General features: G+C 58.4%; 14 protein-coding genes. 5 read left to right on the top strand and 9 right to left on the bottom strand.

The window, feature by feature from the left end; genetic code table 11:
• On the top strand, positions 1-1816 hold a 1816-nt coding region (locus RMS95_RS10920; protein WP_310646106.1), incomplete at its 5' end, for a YDG domain-containing protein.
• 91 nt (positions 1817-1907) lie between these two features.
• Positions 1908-4244, top strand: a complete 2337-nt coding sequence (locus tag RMS95_RS10925) for a nitrate- and nitrite sensing domain-containing protein (protein WP_310646108.1) — start codon at positions 1908-1910, stop codon at positions 4242-4244.
• 13 nt (positions 4245-4257) lie between these two features.
• On the opposite strand, the gene RMS95_RS10930 is transcribed toward RMS95_RS10925, so the two are convergent.
• The 5 genes from RMS95_RS10930 to RMS95_RS10950 form a co-directional block, all read right to left on the bottom strand.
• Positions 4258-4503, bottom strand: coding sequence for a hypothetical protein (locus RMS95_RS10930; protein WP_310646109.1), 246 nt, complete (start codon positions 4501-4503; stop codon positions 4258-4260).
• Positions 4504-4669: 166 nt separating this feature from the next.
• Entirely contained in the window at positions 4670-5656 is a 987-nt protein-coding gene (locus tag RMS95_RS10935) for a tripartite tricarboxylate transporter substrate binding protein (protein WP_310646110.1), read from the bottom strand.
• 34 nt (positions 5657-5690) lie between these two features.
• A complete protein-coding gene (locus RMS95_RS10940) occupies positions 5691-6563 on the bottom strand; it encodes a fumarylacetoacetate hydrolase family protein (protein ID WP_310646112.1) in 873 nt (290 codons plus the stop codon).
• Between the two features lie 99 nt (positions 6564-6662).
• On the bottom strand, positions 6663-7562 hold the full coding sequence (locus tag RMS95_RS10945) for a DMT family transporter (RefSeq protein WP_310646114.1): 900 nt from the start codon (positions 7560-7562) through the stop codon (positions 6663-6665).
• Positions 7559-8077 (bottom strand): methylated-DNA--[protein]-cysteine S-methyltransferase, encoded by a 519-nt coding sequence (locus tag RMS95_RS10950; protein ID WP_310646116.1) that lies wholly within the window; start codon positions 8075-8077, stop codon positions 7559-7561. The genes RMS95_RS10945 and RMS95_RS10950 overlap by 4 nt, the downstream gene beginning before the upstream one ends.
• A 38-nt stretch (positions 8078-8115) precedes the next feature.
• Between RMS95_RS10950 and RMS95_RS10955 the strand changes: the two genes are divergently transcribed.
• From RMS95_RS10955 to RMS95_RS10965, 3 genes are read left to right on the top strand one after another with little or no spacing between them, the layout of a single operon-like run.
• Positions 8116-9516, top strand: coding sequence for a phosphomannomutase/phosphoglucomutase (locus tag RMS95_RS10955; RefSeq protein WP_310646117.1), 1401 nt, complete (start codon positions 8116-8118; stop codon positions 9514-9516).
• On the top strand, positions 9513-10529 hold the full coding sequence (waaC, locus tag RMS95_RS10960) for a lipopolysaccharide heptosyltransferase I (RefSeq protein ID WP_310646118.1): 1017 nt from the start codon (positions 9513-9515) through the stop codon (positions 10527-10529). Before RMS95_RS10955 ends, waaC begins: the two co-directional genes overlap by 4 nt.
• Positions 10489-11856: a 3-deoxy-D-manno-octulosonic acid transferase gene (locus RMS95_RS10965; RefSeq protein WP_405023385.1), complete on the top strand. Its 1368-nt coding sequence runs from the start codon at positions 10489-10491 to the stop codon at positions 11854-11856. The genes waaC and RMS95_RS10965 overlap by 41 nt, the downstream gene beginning before the upstream one ends.
• Here the strand turns inward: RMS95_RS10965 and RMS95_RS10970 are convergent, their stop codons facing one another.
• From RMS95_RS10970 to RMS95_RS10985, 4 genes are read right to left on the bottom strand one after another with little or no spacing between them, the layout of a single operon-like run.
• Positions 11857-13212 (bottom strand): TolC family outer membrane protein, encoded by a 1356-nt coding sequence (locus RMS95_RS10970; protein ID WP_310646121.1) that lies wholly within the window; start codon positions 13210-13212, stop codon positions 11857-11859. It abuts the gene before it with no gap.
• Between the two features lie 17 nt (positions 13213-13229).
• Positions 13230-13571, bottom strand: a complete 342-nt coding sequence (locus tag RMS95_RS10975) for a rhodanese-like domain-containing protein (protein ID WP_310646123.1) — start codon at positions 13569-13571, stop codon at positions 13230-13232.
• Positions 13572-13580: 9 nt separating this feature from the next.
• On the bottom strand, positions 13581-14237 hold the full coding sequence (locus RMS95_RS10980; protein ID WP_310646125.1) for a protein-L-isoaspartate O-methyltransferase: 657 nt from the start codon (positions 14235-14237) through the stop codon (positions 13581-13583).
• A 41-nt stretch (positions 14238-14278) separates the two neighbouring features.
• Complete coding sequence (locus RMS95_RS10985) at positions 14279-17482, bottom strand: efflux RND transporter permease subunit (protein ID WP_310646127.1); 3204 nt, start codon at positions 17480-17482, stop codon at positions 14279-14281.
• Positions 17483-17494 lie beyond the last annotated feature (12 nt).

Here is a 17494-nt window from a genome sequence, read left to right on the forward strand (position 1 = left end):
GACGGATGGCACGGGTGGCTTGGCCTCGAACTACACGTACACGACGCTGCGTGGCACAGACAACAGCGTGAGCTTGAGCCGAGCCAACTTGACGTTGGCTCCCGTCACGGACACCAAGATTTACGACGGCACACAAACCTCCACGCAAGCGGTGGTGGTGACCAACACCAGCGGCAGCGGTGATGTGGTGGTGGCGCAGCAGGAGTTTGCAAGCAAGAACGCCTTGGGTTCTGGCGGCAGCACGCTGCAAGTGAAATCGGGCTACAGCGTTGTTGATAACCAGAGTGCCGACATGAGCGGCAACTATGTGATCACAGCCAACGGCGCAGCCGCTGGGACGATCACGCCCAAAGCGCTGACGGTTGCAAACACCAGTGTGGCAAACAAGGTCTATGACGGATCAACTACGGCCACGTTGAGCAACGGCATCTTGGTCGGCGTGATCAGCACAGACGCAGCGAACGTGACGTTGACGCAAGCAGGCGCATTCGCAGACAAGAACGTGGGCATGTCCAAAACGGTGAGCGCTGCGAACACGATTGCGGGCAGCGAAGCCAGTAACTACGTGTTGACGCAACCCACAGGACTGATGGCTGATATATCGCAATTGACTCCGACCACTGGGACAGGAAATACAGGAAGCACAGGCGGCAATTCGATCGACTCGGGTATTACGGCTGTGACAGCGTTGACGCCTTCACAAGTCAGCGCTTTGAGCGTGACGCAATTGGCGGCGCTGTCTGTGACGCAAACGCAGGCGTTCACGCCAAGCCAAATTGCAGCACTGAGCGCAGCTCAAATTGCGTCTATGCCTACGGCTAACTTGACCGCGCTCACCCCCGCTCAGTTGGCGGTCTTGAGTGCGAATCAATGGATGGGCATACCGTCGTCATTGATGTCGAGTTTCAGTACCCAGCAACTGAGCGCATTGTCTGCGTCGCAATTGGCCGGTTTGAGTAACAGCCAGTTGTCTGGCATGACCTTGCAACAAGCGGCTTCTTTGTCGGGATCGCAATTGAGCGGATTGACATCCGCGCAAATCACGTTGCTGTTGAAAACTGAAGTGACTTCGCCCAATCCACCCGTAGTGCTGCCACCCGCAGTGCCCACACCCACGCCCGTTGTGCCAGTTGTGACTGCGCCAGCGTTTACAGCGCCGGTTTCGACCGCTGGTTTGACATTGAATCCAAGTCCCGTGACGGTTGATGTTGCGCCTATGGCTGTGCCAGCACCCGCACCAAGTGCGGCGACGGTGACGCCTAGCAAGGATGCAACAGCGCCTAGCGACAGCAGCAAAGACGCTGTGGTGGCCTTGTCTGTGCCTACCTCTCTCGCTGCAACGCCAGTGCCCGCTGTGACCTCGGTGAACAGCAGCAGTGTTCAGATCACACCTGTTCCTGTGGCCGCTGCCGCGACCAGTGCCAGTATTGAAAAGAGTGGCAGCTCTTCTGGCGGCGAGGTCGCTGGCTCCACAAGCTCGAGCAGTGGCGTGGTGGTGAACACCATTCGCGTCCCCAATCGTCAAACCACGGGTGTAGTGGCTGTGTTGGTGCCCAAGGGCAGTTCAAGCAGTGGCTCAGGCATGGTGATTTCGTTGCCAGAAGAAACCACCACGCTGTCCAACGCCACGCAAGAGACGGTCAAGGTTTCGCTGGTTAACGGCGCAGCCTTGCCGTCGTGGATCAAATATGCACCAGCCGAAAAAGGCTTGGTGTTGGGGGCCGTTCCTGAAGGTGGGTTGCCTGTTCAGGTCATGTTGATGGTCGGTAATCAGCGCACCATCGTGCAAATTTCAGAGTCTCAAATCGCCAAATGACAGAGGCAAACGAAATGATTTGATGACTGTGTCAGAAAAAGGGTCTTTGTAAGCACACAGTTATGATGACCTTTATATATAGGGAAATCAAATGTTTGCATTGATTCAGTCTTTGAAAATTCGAACCAAGCTCATGCTTTTGGTGCTGCCCTTGTTGGTGGCTTTGGGATGTTTGTCGTTCAGCAAGGTGTGGGACTTTTGGACGGAAAAGAACCAATACGAGGCCAGTGCTGCGGTGGTTTCAGAGGTGGCCGTTTTGGGTCAATTGGTGCATCAGTTGCAATCTGAGCGCGGCATGTCTGCTGGCTTCTTGGCTTCGGGCGGCAGTGAGGCTGCTGCGAACGCGCTGAAAGAACAACGTGTCAAAACAGACGCCACGCTGACGCGGGCGACCAGCACGGTGCAGCGTTTGATGGCGAGCAGCCCCGAGGCTGGCAACAGTGCGCAGCCTGTGGCGAAGTTGCCTGCGTTGCGCGAAGCTTTGATGGCGCAACGTCAAGCGATCGATGCCAAGGCCATGTCGGGTGGCGCCGCGATCAAGTGGTATTCGGAGCGCATCAATGCCTTGGTCGAGACTGTCTACAGTGCCGTGGCGCTTTCGCCTTCGGTGGATTTTGCGCAACGCATCCGTGCCTACGCTTACTTGATCAGTTTCAAAGAATATGCTGGACGTGAGCGTGCAGCGGTGAACGCGACCCTCTCGGCTGACAAAGCGCTGGACTCAGCGACTCAAGCGCAACTCATTGGCAACATTGCACGTCAAGATAACTTTGACGCGCTGTATCGCCAGACAGCCAGCGCCTCTGACGTGCAAGCGTTGACCTTGGCGTTAGACAAGCCTGCGGTGAAAGAGTCTTTGCGCATGCGCAATGAGGTGTTGGCTAAGGCCGCGCAAGGCGGCTTTGGCATTGCCCCCACCGATTGGTGGTCAGCGGTTTCCGAAAAGATGAACATCCTCAAAGCACACGACGACAAGTTGTCGAGTCAGTTGATTGAGAACGCACGCAGCCTGTCTGACGAGGCCAGTCAGAGTTTTGTGATCGCCAGCACCTCGGTGTTGGTGCTGACACTGCTTTTTTTGACCTTGACGTTGTGGATCACGCGCAGCATTCAGATGCCGTTGCAGGCCTTGCAAACATCGATGAATCAGATTGCCAACAGTTTTGATTTGTCGCAGCGTGTGAGTGTGCACGGGTCAGACGAAATCGCACTGACTTCGGCGTCTTTCAACCGCATGATGCAAGTCATTGGGGATGCTTTGAGCGAAGTGAATGCTGTGATGGCATCTCTGGCTGAGGGCGATTTTTCTAAGCCCGTGCAGGCTTCGCTCAAAGGCGACATGGACACTCTTAAAAACTCGGTCAATGCGAGTTTGGCGCGTGTTGAGGCCACCATTGCCACGTTGAACAGTGCCATGTTGGCGTTGCACGAGGGCGACTTCTCCTACAAAGTGGAAGTCAACGCGCAGGGCGAGTACCGCAAGGCGCTCACCAGCGCACAGCGTGCGATGGCTTCATTGCAGAAGATGTTGGGTGATGTGGGGCAGGTCATGCGTTACGTGGCAACCGGTGATTTGAGTCGTCGCGTGCACGAGACTGGGTTGGGCGATTTGAATGTGCTGCGAGAGAACATCAACGCATCGTTGGATGCCATGGTGAAGTCACTCAAAGAAATCAACGTCAACACCCGCCAGCTCGCCACGGCCTCGAATGAAACCTCGTCCGCCATTGGCCAAATTGCCGATGGTGCGCAAAATCAGACCGTGGCCATCAGCCAAGTTTCGACTGCGGTGCGTCAGACCAGCGTTGCGATTTCGGATGTGTCTAAGAACACCGAAATGGCGTCGCAGAAGTCACGCGAGTCGGTGCAAATTGTTCAAGCTGGTGTAGAAAAAATGGCCGTCATGGTCGAGGTGGTCAGCGCGATTGCGAGCAACTCAGAAAAGATCAGCAAGATCACCGAGGTGATTGAAAAGATTGCCAACAAAACCAATTTGTTGTCACTCAACGCGGCCATTGAAGCCGCCCGCGCAGGCGAGCATGGCAAAGGCTTTGCCGTGGTGGCTGATGAGGTGGGCAAGTTGGCGATCAGCAGTGCGGCCAGTTCGCAAGAGATTGCGATCTTGGTGCAAGAGGCGGCCAGCGAAACGGCCAAAGCCGTGTCAGCGGTGAAGGCCGTCAGTGAGGACATGGCGCATGTGGGTGAGAGCGCACAAGTGACCGACAGCTTGCTGCAACGCGTGTCGGCTTCTCTGGAAGAGCAAGCCAGCGCGATCGAACAAATCAATGCCAATTTGTCAGAGCTGGACCGCATCGCGCGAAGCAACGCGGCCGCATCCGAGGAAATGACAGCCAGCGTGATGGAGTTGTCGAGCACCGCTGACGCCACGCGCCGTGAGGTGGCTCACTTCACGTTGGCAGCTGCTTAAGGCGGATCAAGGCTCAATGCTTGGGCGTGGTGCCTTGCACCCAATCTAAGCCTTGTGCCATCGAGAAGTTGGCAGCCGCTTCATGGGTGGCGAAGTCGTCGGTGAAGCAAATCACGCGGTCTGTACTGGCACTGCCGCGTCCGCTGGCGACCGAGACTTGGGCGGCAAAGCGACCGCTGGGCAAAGCACGCGGGCAAGCGGCAATGCGGTATTTGCCAAATGTGATGGCATGGTTTTGGAGTTGAATAGCTGGAATCATGGATAGCTCAAAAATAAAACGACACAAATTGACCCTGTGTATGGGCCAATGAAATACGCGAAGAAGTGGGAATTTACTTAAACACCCTCTCTGCTGAGAGGGCTGCACGCGCGTTGTAGAGGCGCGTGCTAGAAGTCGACTAAAGCGATCGACTATTGTATCAGCATCAGTCCACCTTGCCAATGCGCTGCACAAGTGCTGCCATGTCTTTGGCGTCGGCTTGCACATAACGCTCGAACTCGGGCATGTCTTGAAACATGAACGAAGTGCCTGCAGCAACCAGCGCTTGGTTCGCACGTGGATCAGCGGCTGCAAATTTGGCGGCTTGACGCAACTTCTCGACCACCGCAGCGGGGGTGTTGGCCGGCACAAACATGCCCGACCATTGTGCGTAGCTGATGGGCACGCCGAGTTCTTTCAAGCTCGGCACATCGGGCATAGCAGTCAATCGGCCATCGCCCCAGTGGGCTAAGGCGCGCAGTTTGCCTGCTTTGATTTGTTGCGTCACGCTCGCAGGGCCTGTCGACAAAGCTTCGATTTGCCCTGACAGCAAGGCCATCACCGCAGGGCCTGCGCCTGTGTAGGGCACATGGAGCATGTAGCTCGCGGTGGCGGCCTTGAGTTGCTCCATGGGCACGTGCATGGTGCCGTAGTTGCCTGATGAACCAAACGACACCTTGGCGGGGTTGGCTTTGACGTAGGCCATGAACTCAGCGTAGGTTTTCCAAGGGCTCTCGGCTTTCACCACCAACACGGTGGGGTCGGCGCTGAAGCGTGCGATGGGTTTGAGCTGGTCGAGCTGAAACATGGGGGCCCGTTTGAGCACTTTGTCCGCTTCAGGCAACACCACCAATGACGACAGCGCCATCAACACGGTGTAGCCGTCTGCTTTGGACTTGGCGACTTGTGCCATGCCAATGCCGCCGCCCGCACCGCCTTTGTTTTCAATGACCACGGCTTGTTTGAGGTAGCGACCCATGGCTTCGGCCACAGGACGACCCACGGTGTCCGCCACGCCGCCGGGTGGGAAGGGCACCAGCATCGTGATGGGCCTTGAGGGGTAGTCGTCCTGTGCGAACGCAGGCCATGCAGCGGCGGATGCCAGCAAGCCCGCGGCCAGCCCACGAAGCACGATGTGGCGGCGTATGGTCATGTGTATCTCCTGTCTTTGGGCGTGACGTGGACGCTCAGACGAATTTGTTTTCGATGTGGCCGATGCCGTCAATCTCGACGCGCACCACGTCACCGGCTTTCAAATAGCGCGGTGGCTTCAAGCCCATGCCCACACCGGCTGGTGTGCCCGTCGCAATGATGTCGCCAGGGTAGAGCGTGATGCCGCGAGAGATGGTTTCGATCAGCGTCGGAATGTCAAAAATCATGTTCTCGGTGGGACCATCTTGGCGTTGTTCGCCGTTGATGATGCCGCGCACGCGGGTGTGTGTGCCGTCGAGTTCGTCGGCGGTCACCAACCAAGGGCCCATGGGGCAGAAGGTGTCGAACGACTTGCCCATGTCCCATTGCTGGTGGCGCATTTGCACATCGCGTGCCGTCACATCGTTGACGATGGTGTAGCCGTAAATGTGTTTCATGGCGTCAGCCGCAGCGATGTTTTTGCCGCCGTGGCCGATGATGACGGCCAACTCAGATTCGTAGTCAATTTGGTCTGACACCGCAGCGCCTGGCAGCACCACGTCGTCAAATGGACCCACCACGCATTCGGGCACCTTGGTGAACACGATGGGCCATGCTTGCGTGTTGGTGTTGCTGTCTTTGAAGACCGAGGTGGACAGCTCTTTTGCGTGCTCGTGGTAGTTGCGGCCCACGCACCAAATGTTGCGGCGGGGCAGGGGAATGGGGGCTTCGAGTTTCACATCGGCCACAGCCACCGTTTGGCGAGTCAATGCGGGCAAGGTGCCGCCGGCCATCAACGTTTCGATCAAGCGCAGTGCGCCGTGCTGGGCCACATCGGCAGGCACGTCAAAGGCGGTGACGGTTTGACCATCGGCAGACACTTGGCCCACATGGCGTTGATCTTGATAGCGGTAGGTGGCAATGCGCACAGAAAACTCCTTGTTCAAATTGAATGGTTAGCATGCTAATGCTTACCCAGCCATTTGAAAACTAGGGTTTGTCTTGTGCGAGTCAGTGCATAGTGTGACTCAGTCGGCGCGGCGTTGAATCCATCCCGAAGCCAAAGCGGTGCCCAGCACAATAACCAGGCCGCAACCCAGCATCCACGGTGTAACGACCTCATCTAAAAAGACCACGCCCACCAGATTGGCAAAAACGGGAATGAGGTAGGTCACGGTCATCGCGCGTGCGGGGCCTGTGCGCGTCATCAGGCGGAAATACAGCACATAGGCGAAAGCGGTGCACATCAAGCCTGCAATGGCCAGTGCCGCCCAAGCGCGCAGGGGTGGCCACACCTCCGGCCAAGTGAGCAAGGCAGGGACGCACAGTCCCACGCTCACGCCCCACAAGCTGCCGCTGGTGGTCACCATGGAGGGAATGCCTTGCAAGTAGCGCTTGGTAAAGCTGCCCGCCAAGCCATAGCAAAACGTCGCCACCAAACAAGCGACCACCGCCAGCCCCGAGCCGCCCGCTTTGAACGAGATACCGCCCGGCACGCCGAGTGCCAGCAGCACCACGCCACCAAACCCAAGGGCCAATCCGAGCGCACGCAGTGAGTTGAGTTTGTCGCCCAGCCAAAACCAAGCGATCACCGCGCCAAAGAGCGGCGTGGTGGCATTCAAGATGGACGACATGCCCGTGCTGATGTGCAACAGCGCGTAGGCATATAGCGCGAAGGGAATGCCTGAATTCAGCATGCCCACGATGAACGTGGGTCGCCAATGCTGGCGCAGCAGCCCCGCCTCGCCACGCCACACCAACACGGGCGTGAGCATGAGCGCCGCCATGCTGATGCGCACCCACGATGTCGCAAACGGGCCGAAGGCGTGTGCGCCTTCACGCATGAACAAAAAGGAGGTGCCCCACAGAATGGCAAGCAACACAAACTCAGGCACCCATTGGCGCCAAGGCAACACGGTTTCGGTCATCGGATGGGACTGTTCATGCGGGCTTCTAAGGCCAACAGGTGTTCTTTACGATCCAGCCCACCCGCATATCCGGTGAGTGAGCCATTGGCCCCCACCACACGGTGGCAAGGCACCACCACGCTCCACGGGTTGCGCCCAATCGCCGCGCCCACCGCCCGCACAGCTTGGGGGTTGCCGATGCGTTGGGCGATGTCGCCATAGGTGGTGGTGTGGCCGAAGGGGATGTTTTGCAGCGCTCGCCAGACCGCTTGTTGGAAGGGCGTTCCTTCGACGAATTGCAAGGGCAGATCAAAGGTTTGAAGGTCGCCCTCGAAGTAGGCCGTCAACTGCGCATGCGCCTCGTGTAGCACGGGGTGTGCGTCATCGTGTGTCCAATCCGCGGGGTCTGGAAAGTGTTGTTGACCGACAAACCAAATGCCACTCAAGCCTTGTGGTCCTGCGGCTAAAAGCACAGGCCCTAGCGGGCTGGGGCGCACGGTTTGAACGAGTCGTGGCAGGAGTACGCGGGGGTTCATAAGAATTGATCATAGTGCGGACTAATTACAATCTGTTCATGCAACTCAACGCCTCCATCTTCAAAGCCTACGACATCCGTGGTGTCGTTCCTTCCACCCTCAACACCGATGTGGCTGAAGCCTTGGGTCGTGCCTTTGGCACCCATGCCGCAGCGTCTGGCGAAACCACGGTGGCGGTTGGCCGCGATGGCCGTTTGAGTGGACCTTCATTGGTTGACGCGTTGATTCGCGGCTTGGTCGCTGCGGGTGTGCAAGTGATCGATGTGGGCGCAGTCACCACGCCGATGCTGTACTTTGCAGCCAGCACCTTGTGCAAGAGTGGCATTCAAGTCACAGGCAGTCACAACCCCAAGGATTACAACGGGTTCAAGATGGTCCTCGGCGGCCGCGCCATCTATGGCGACGAAATTCAAGGTTTGCGCCACATCATGGCGCTTGAGAGCTGGACACTCAAAGCAGGCGGCAGCGTCAAGCAGGTGGATGTGACTGCCGATTACGTGGCCCGCATCGTGGGCGATGTGCGTTTGAGCCGCCCCATGAAAGTGGTGGTCGATTGCGGCAACGGCATTGCGGGTGCCACGGCACCCACCATCTTCCGTGCGTTGGGCTGCGAGGTGGTGGAACTGTTCAGCGAGGTGGACGGCAACTTCCCCAACCATCACCCTGACCCCAGCAAACCTGAAAACCTCAAAGACTTGATCGCTGCCCTGAAAACCTCCGGTGCTGAGTTGGGCTTGGCCTTTGACGGCGATGGCGACCGTTTGGGCATCGTCACCCAAGGCGGCAACAACATTTACCCCGACCGCCAAATGGCCTTGTTCGCCCGCGATGTGCTGTCGCGTGTGCCAGGCGGTGCGATTGTGTTTGACGTGAAGTGCTCGCAGCGTTTGGCCCCCGCCATTCGCGAAGCCGGCGGTCAAGCGCTGATGTTCAAAACGGGCCACTCGCTCATCAAAGCCAAGATGAAAGAAGTCGATTCACCTTTGGGCGGTGAGATGAGCGGCCACATCTTCTTCAAAGAGCGTTGGTACGGCTTTGACGACGGCACTTACGCCGGTTGCCGGTTGCTCGAAATCGTGAGCCGCAGTCCCGATGCCAATGCGATGTTGGACGCGTTGCCCACCAGCTTCTCCACGCCTGAGTTGAACGTGGGTTGCGCTGAGGGCGAACCCCACCGCTTGAGCGCGGAGCTGCAGCAGCTGGTGTCTTCTGGCGAACTGCCTTCGCCTGAGTTCAAGCCCGAAGCCTGTGTGATTGACGGCCTGCGCATCGACTGGGCCGACGGTTTTGGTTTGATCCGCGCCTCCAACACCACACCGGTGTTGGTGTTGCGCTTTGAAGGCCAAACGCAAGAAGCGCTGACGCGCATTGAGCACGACATGTTGGCGCTGTTGCGCCGTGTCAAACCTGATGCGGCGTTTCAAGAGGCGGCGCATTGAGCTTGCCTGATGTATTTTTAGAGATTGATCGTCAAGCACCCATCAAGGTGCTGATCGTCAAGCTCTCGTCCTTGGGCGATGTGGTGCACACCATGCCCGCCGTGATGGACATTCAAGCCGCGTTCCCACATGCCCAAATCGACTGGGTGGTTGAGCGTGGCTTTGCTCCTTTGGCCGCACGTTGTGCCGCTGTGCAACGTGTGATTCCATGTGAGTTGCGTCGCTGGCGCAAGGCATTTCTCAAGTCAGACACGCGCGCGCAAACCCGTGCCGAGTGGCAAGCGTTCAAAGCCGATTTGCAGCGCGATGCCTATGACGTGGTGATCGATCTGCAAGGCCTCACCAAGTCGGCGCTGGTGGCTTGGTTGGCGCGAACGACACCGACCGGCAAACGCGTTGCCATGGCCAATCGCACCGACGGCTCGGGCTACGAGCGCCCCACGCGTTGGGTGGCCGATGTGGCCATTCCCATCACGCCGCACATTCATGCGGTCGAGCGCGGGCGTGTGCTGTGTGCGAAAGCGTTGGGCTATGCGGTGCCCACGGCGGTGAACTACGGCTTGGGTCAAGCCGCTGGCCAACGCAAGCCTGTGGTGGTTTTGGTGCATGGCACCTCGCGCGCTGACAAAGAATGGCCGTTGTCACACTGGTATGCCTTGGGACAGCGTTTGAAAGAAACCGGCTTAGACGTGGTGCTGCCTCACGGCAACGAAGAAGAGCGTTTGCGCAGCGAGGCCTTGGCGGACATGTTGCCGGGTGCCGTCGTGTGGCCCCGCCTGTCGTTGGACCAACTCACGACCGAGATGGCGCAATGCATTGGCGTGATCGGGGTAGACAGCGGCCTGAGCCACATCGCGGTGGCCCTTGACTTGCCGCATGTGCAGATTTACAACTTCGACACCGCTTGGCGCACCGGCCCTGAAGGCTTGCGTCGCCAAATTAGCGTCATGGACTGCCCCACCCCCACGGTCGATGCGGTGTGGCGAGCTTGGCAGCAATGCCTCCAAGCCTAAGAGGTGTGTTGTGACAACACGGACGTTTTACAGCTGGGTTCTGCACGCATTGCAGCCCTTTTTACGCCGCAAGCTCCAGCGCCGTGGCGTGGAAGAGCCCGGCTATCTCGAGGCCATCGACGAGCGTTTTGGGCACTACACCCAAGCGTGCGCAGCGCAAAGTGGCGTGGCTTATGTGTGGGTGCATGCGGTGTCGCTGGGCGAGACCCGTGCGGCCGCCGTGCTGCTGCAGGCCTTGCGCGAGGTCATGCGTGATGCACAGCTTGACCTGAAAATCTTGCTGACCCACGGCACGGCCACGGGGCGTGCTCAAGGCCAAAGTCTGCTGCACGATGGTGATGTGCAGGTCTGGCAACCGTGGGACACGCCAGCGGTGGTGCAGCGGTTTTTGCAGCATTTCCAGCCCCGTGCCGCCATTGTTTTAGAAACAGAGGTCTGGCCCAATTGGGTGGCCTTGTGCCGTCAAGCGCAGATACCCATGCTGTTGGTCAATGCCCGCATGAGCGAGAAGAGCATGCGCCAAGCCCAGCGTTTGGCTTGGCTCTCGCGTCCGGCCTACCAAGGCTTGACCGCGGTGTTCGCCCAAACCCAAGCCGATGCCGCACGTTTACGGCAATTGGGTGCCAACGTCGACGGCGTGTTGGGCAATTTGAAGTTCGATGCCAAACCCGATGCGCAGCAACTGTTGCAAGCCACGGCGTGGAAGCAAAGCCTCACGCGTCCGGTGGTGTTGCTCACCAGCTCACGCGAGGGAGAAGAGGTCATGTGGCTCGACACCTTGCAGGCGCTCAAAGATGCGCCGCTCGATGCGCAGCACCATTTCCATGCGGTGCATTGGCTGGTGGTGCCCCGTCACCCGCAGCGCTTTGACGAGGTGGCAGCGCTCATCACGCAACGTGGTTTTGCCTTGTCACGCCGCAGCGAATGGGCGAATGGCCCTGAGACTGCCCCAGCCGATGACACCATTTGGCTGGGCGATTCGTTGGGCGAAATGGCGCTGTACTACGGCTTGGCCGATGCCGCGTTGTTGGGCGGCAGTTTTGCGCCATTAGGCGGGCAAAACTTGATTGAAGCCACGGCATGCGGTTGCCCCGTGGTGATGGGCCCGCACACGTTTAACTTTGCCGAAGCGGCTGACTTGGCTGAAGCCGCGGGGGCTGCGTTACGCGTGGCCGACATGGCGGAGGCCGTGGTCACCGCTTTGCAAATGGTCGGCTCAAGCGCCGATGAAAACGCACATGTCCAAGCATGTTGGACGTTTTCACAAGAGCACAAGGGGGCAGCGCTGCGCACGGCACAGGCGCTGCTGCCTTACCTCAAGACGTGATTAAGGTGCCAACAAGGCGTTGATTGGCTGCAAGTCTTGTGGCGTCAAGGTGCCGCTGGCTTGGCGCAGCTTGAGGTTGCCCACCAACACGTCGTAGCGTGCTTTGGCCAAGTCGCGCTTGGTTTGGTAGAGCTGGCTTTGTGAGTTCAGCACGTCGATGTTGATGTTCACGCCCACTGAGTAACCCAGTTTGTTGGCATCCAACGCGCTTTGTGTGGAGGCTTCTGCCGCCTCTAGCGCTTTGACTTGGCTCAGGCCCGCGACCAAACCGAAGTAAGCCGTGCGCGTGGCTTGGGCGGTGTTGCGGCGTGCGTTTTCGTAGTCAGAGCGGGCTTTGTCTTCTAAGGCCACCGTTTCTTTGACGCGGTATTGCGTGGCAAAGCCCGCGAAGATAGGCACGTTCAAGACGATCGCAGCGGAGGGGTTCATGATGTGTGAACTGGTGCCGCTGGTGGGGTTTGTGGATGAGCCAGACACGTTGCGCACGCCTTGGTAGTTCAGCTGTGCATCCAGTGTGGGCTTGTGTCCGGCGGTTGCTTTGTCCACTTCGAGGTTGGCCACTTCCAAGCCCAATCGGGCCTGACGTACGGCGGGACTGGCAGATTCAGACTGAGACACCCAGCTGTCCACACTGTCGGCAGGAGGCTCGATGAGTTTGGAGTTGTCCACCAAGCGTTTGGGTTGGGTGTTGCTCATGCCGACGGCCAAATCAAGGGCCAAGCGCTTGATGCGAAGGTCGTTAGCTGCTGCAATTTCCTGTGCGGTGCTCAGGTCAAAACGGGCTTGTGCATCGCGTACGCCGGTGATGGTGGACGTGCCCACTTCAAAGTTGCGTTTCGCCGAGGCCAGTTGCTCTTGCACGGCTTGCTTTTGAGCTTGCACGGAGGCCAAGCTGGCTTCGCTGGTGAGCACGTCAAAGTAAGCTTGCGAGACACGGACCAACAAGTCTTGCTCGGCGGCTTCAAATTGAGCTGCCGCTTGTTGCAACAGGGGGCCCCCTTGGCGATAGGCTGCCCATGCAGCAGGGCGGTACAGCGGTTGAACCAAGGTGATCGCTGCAACACCACTGCCGTAAAAGTAGCGAGCTGGATTGGGCTGCCCATCTGGGCGAAGATCAAAACGTGTCCGCGAAGCACTCGCCGACAACGCAATGTTGGGCAGCACGCCGCCCAACGTTTGGTTGGCTTTGGCCAAGTTGGCTTCAAACTGGGCTTTGGCAGAAATGAAGCTCGCGTCGTAAGCACGCGCAGCCTCGTACATGTCGACCAAGCTTTGGGCTTGTGCGGCGCTGGCGAATGTCAAGGCGACAGCAGCGGCGAGGGGCAATGTGCGAAACAGGGTGCGCGAGAGCTTCATAAGTGTCTTTCTGTCAATCAATATCTGGGCACGGTGGCATCCACCTGCGCCGACCAAGCGTCAATACCGCCCGCAATGTTGGCCACATGGGCAAAGCCTTGTTGGGCCAAAAATGCGGCCACTTGCATGCTGCGCGCACCGTGGTGGCACAGGCAAGCAACGGGGCGGTTGCGGTCGAGTTCATTCAGCCGAGCTGGGACGGTGTGCATCACCATCTTGACCAGTTCAAACCCTTGCGGCGTCACACAAGCGGTTTGAATTTCCCAAGGTTCGCGCACATCCAACACAACGGTGTTGCCGTCGGTGGCATGTGCGGCGATCCAGTCTGAAAGCTGGACCGGTTGAATTTGATCGATCATGCCGAACTTTTAGAACTGGAAACGACTTGGCTCTGTAAAGCCTTGTAAACGTGGTGCGGTGGTGTCCCACAAGGCTTTGCTGCTCCATGCGGCATCGCCAGTGCGGGTGAACAGCGTGGCGCACATCACGGGGTCTTGGCCCACGATGGCCATCAGTCGACCACCCACTTTGAGCTGTTTCAGCAGGGCTTGTGGCACTTCAGCCACGGAGCCGCCGAGCACGATGGCGTCGAAGGGGGCATCGCCCGCAGCACCTTGGCTACCGTCAGCGAGGCGCACGTCCACGTTGGTCACGCCAGCGCGTTGCAGGTTGTCGCGTGCGGTGGCGGCCAATTCAGAATCCATTTCCAAGCCGATGACGCGCTGGGCACGGCCTGCGACCAAGGCGCACAAATAGCCGCTGCCCACACCAATCGCCAACACTTTTTCAGTGCCAGTCAGTTCGAGGTCGTGCATCAAGCGGGCATCCACGCGGGGGGGCAGCATGCTGTGGCCGTTGGTCAACGGCACTTCGGTGTCGGTGTAGGCCAGGGCTTGGTAGACCTGGGGCACAAACAATTCGCGAGGCAGCTGCGACAACACGTTCAAAGCGGCTTTGTCGAGCACTTGCCAAGGGCGAATTTGTTGCTCGACCATGTTGAAGCGGGCTTGTTCGTGGGTATTCATCTCAAAACTCCAAAATCGGTAAGTAAAAGCTGAGCAAAATTTTAACGGGCCGTGCTGTCAGAGCCTGACGCCCATTTGCGCTGCAGCCATTGGGCCAAATCGTCCAGATAGCAATACACCACGGGCACGACCACCAAGGTCAGCAGTGAGGAGGTGATGACGCCGCCGATCACCGCTTGGCCCATGGGCGCGCGCTGTTCTGAGCCCTCCGACAAGGCGAAGGCCAATGGCACCATGCCAAAAATCATGGCGAGGGTGGTCATCAAAATCGGGCGCAATCGAACCTCGGCGGCCAGCAGCAGGGCTTCGTTGCGGCCGAGCCCGGGTTTGAACGTGCCATCCGCTTGTAACTGGGGCTCGCGTGCACGGATGGCAAAGTCGACCAACAAAATGGCATTTTTGGTAACCAAGCCCATCAGCATCACCATGCCAATGACCGAGAACATCGACAGGCTGGAGCCAAACATCAACAAGGCCAGCACCACGCCAATCAGCGTCAGGGGCAGGGCCGTCATCAGCGCCATGGGTTGCAAGAAGCTTTTGAACTGACTGGCCAAGATCATGTAGATGAACACAATCGCCAGCACCAAGGCGGAGATGGCGTAACCAAAAGACTCGGCCATGTTTTTGGTGGAGCCGCTGAATTGGTAGCGATAGCCGGGTGGCAACTGGATGCCGTCCATGATTTTGCGAATATCGCCTGAGACTTCGCCCGCCGAGCGGTTGTACACGTTGGCGTTGATGGCCACTTCGCGCATCAAATCGCGGCGGTTGATTTGGTTGGAGCCTGTGCCTTCCACCACCTTGGCAAATTGGTTCAAACGGGCCACGCGCGGGCTGCCGTCGGCTTGTGTGCCAATGGTGAAGGGCAGACGCTCCATATCTTGCAAATTGTTGCGGGCGTTGGGGTTCAAGCGCACGTTGACGTCGTAGGTTTGGTCGTCTTCGGCACGCCAATTGGTGACGGTGGTGCCCGCCACCAAGGTGCGCAGTTGGTTGCCCACGGTGCCCAGTGACAGGCCAAAGTCATTCGCTGCCTCACGTTGCATTTGCACGTCAACGGTGGGTTTGTTGGGCTTGATGCTGGAGTCCAAGTCCACCAAGCCAGGCACGGTGCGAACCTTCTCCATGACTTGCACGGTCAGCCGTTCAAGCTCGCGCAAGTCACGGCCTTGTAATGAGAATTCCACTTGTTTGTTACCGCCCACCGAGTCGAGCAAGCCCGCATGCGTGACGGTAATGCCCGGCACATCGAGCAGTCGCGTGCGCAGCGCAGCGGACATTTGGTCGACGTTGCGTTGTCGGTCTTTGCGGTCGACCAAGCGCACGTAAACGTTGGCGTAAATTTTGCCGTTGGCTGTGCCCGTGTTGATGGTGGACAGCGTGTAGCGCACCTCCGGAAACTCACGAATGATGGCTTCGACTTGCTGCGCTTTGGCTTCGGTCACCTCCAGCGAGGAGCCCACAGGGGTGTAGAAGTTGACCGAGGTTTCTGAGAAATCTGCCTTGGGCACGAACTCGGTGCCCAGCAGTGGGACCATAAAAATACTTACCACAAACGTGCCTACAGCCAGCGCCACCGTGGCACGCTTGTGATGCAGCGACCAGCGCAAGATGTGTTGATACAGCGCCACCAATCGGTCGGTGCTGCGTTCAAACCAAGCGGTCACGCGTCCAACCGTGCGGTCATAAAACGCATTTGATGTGCCGTGCTCGCCATGTGCATGGATGGTGGGGTCGTGCCAGATGGACGACAGCATGGGGTCGAGCGTGAAGCTGACAAACATCGAGATCATCACCGCGGCCACGATGGTCAAGCCAAACTCATGGAAGAACTTGCCGATGATGCCGCCCATGAAACCGATGGGTAAAAACACCGCCACGATGGACAAGGTGGTGGCCAGCACCGCCAAGCCAATTTCTTGTGTGCCGTCCATGGCCGCTTGGTAGGGCGTTTTGCCCATTTGCACGTGGCGCACGATGTTTTCGCGCACCACAATCGCATCGTCAATCAACAAGCCCACGCACAGCGACAGGGCCATCAGCGTGATCATGTTGATGGTGAAGCCAAACATGTACATGAACAAAAACGTGCCGATGATGGCAATGGGCAGCGTGAGGCCTGTGATGACGGTGGAGCGCCACGAGTTCAAAAACAAGAACACGATCAGCACCGTCAGGACGGCGCCTTCAATCAAGGTTTGACGCACGTTGGCCACCCCCACGCGAATGGGGCGTGAGCCGTCTTGCACTTGTTCCAAGCGCACGCCCGCAGGCAATTGCGATTGCATCTCGGCAATGGTTTTGTTCAGCCCATCGATGACTTCGATGGTGTTTTCATCTTGCGACTTTTGCACGGTCATCAGCAAGGTGCGTTGACCGTTGTAGAGCGCCAAGCTTTCCACCTCTTGTGCCCCGTCATTGACGGCGGCGACTTGGTTCAGGCGAATGGGCGTGGTGCCTTTGCGTGCCACGATGATGTCGCCAAATTGCTCAGGCCGCAGCATGCGTCCTTGGATTTGAATCACGCGGTCTTGTTGCAACGAGCGCAAGCTGCCCACGGGCAAGTCTTGGGCCTCGGTTTTGACCGCATTCACCACTTGGTCGGCGCTGATGCCCAACGCCTCCATGGCTTGCGGGTTCAGGTACAGGTTGATTTCGCGCTTGGTGCCCCCCACCAGCGACACCGAGCCCACGCCCCGCACGTTCTCGAGGCGCTTTTTCAGCACTTGATCGGCCCAGTTGGTCAGCTCGACGGCCTGCAGCGCTTTCGCCTTGTCGCCCGACGCTGTGGCACTCAAAGGCGCGTCAGGCACGACCGCCAGTGACCAGATGGCGCGGCTCGAGGGGTCAAAGCGCAGGACTTTGGGCTCTTTCACGTCGGTGCGCAAGGTGGGGCGCAAGGCCGCCACTTTTTCTCGCACGTCTTCTGCGCCTTTGCGGCCGTCGATTTGCAGTTGAAACTCGACCACCACCACCGACATGCCTTCGTAGCTGCGTGAGGTGAGGGCGTTGATGCCCGCGATCGCGTTCACACCTTCTTCGATTTTTTTACTGACTTCGCTCTCGACAATCTCGGGCGACGCGCCTGGGTATTCCGTGGTGATGACCACCACTGGAAAGTCAATGTTCGGGAACTGATCGATCTTGAGGCGCTGGTAAGAAAACATGCCCAGCACCACAAAGGCGAGCATCACCATGGTCGCAAAGACCGGATTTTTAAGACTGACTTTGGTGAACCACATGCTGAGCTTTAT

It is taken from the genome of Limnohabitans sp. (assembly GCF_031539175.1).
Taxonomy (GTDB): domain Bacteria; phylum Pseudomonadota; class Gammaproteobacteria; order Burkholderiales; family Burkholderiaceae_C; genus Limnohabitans.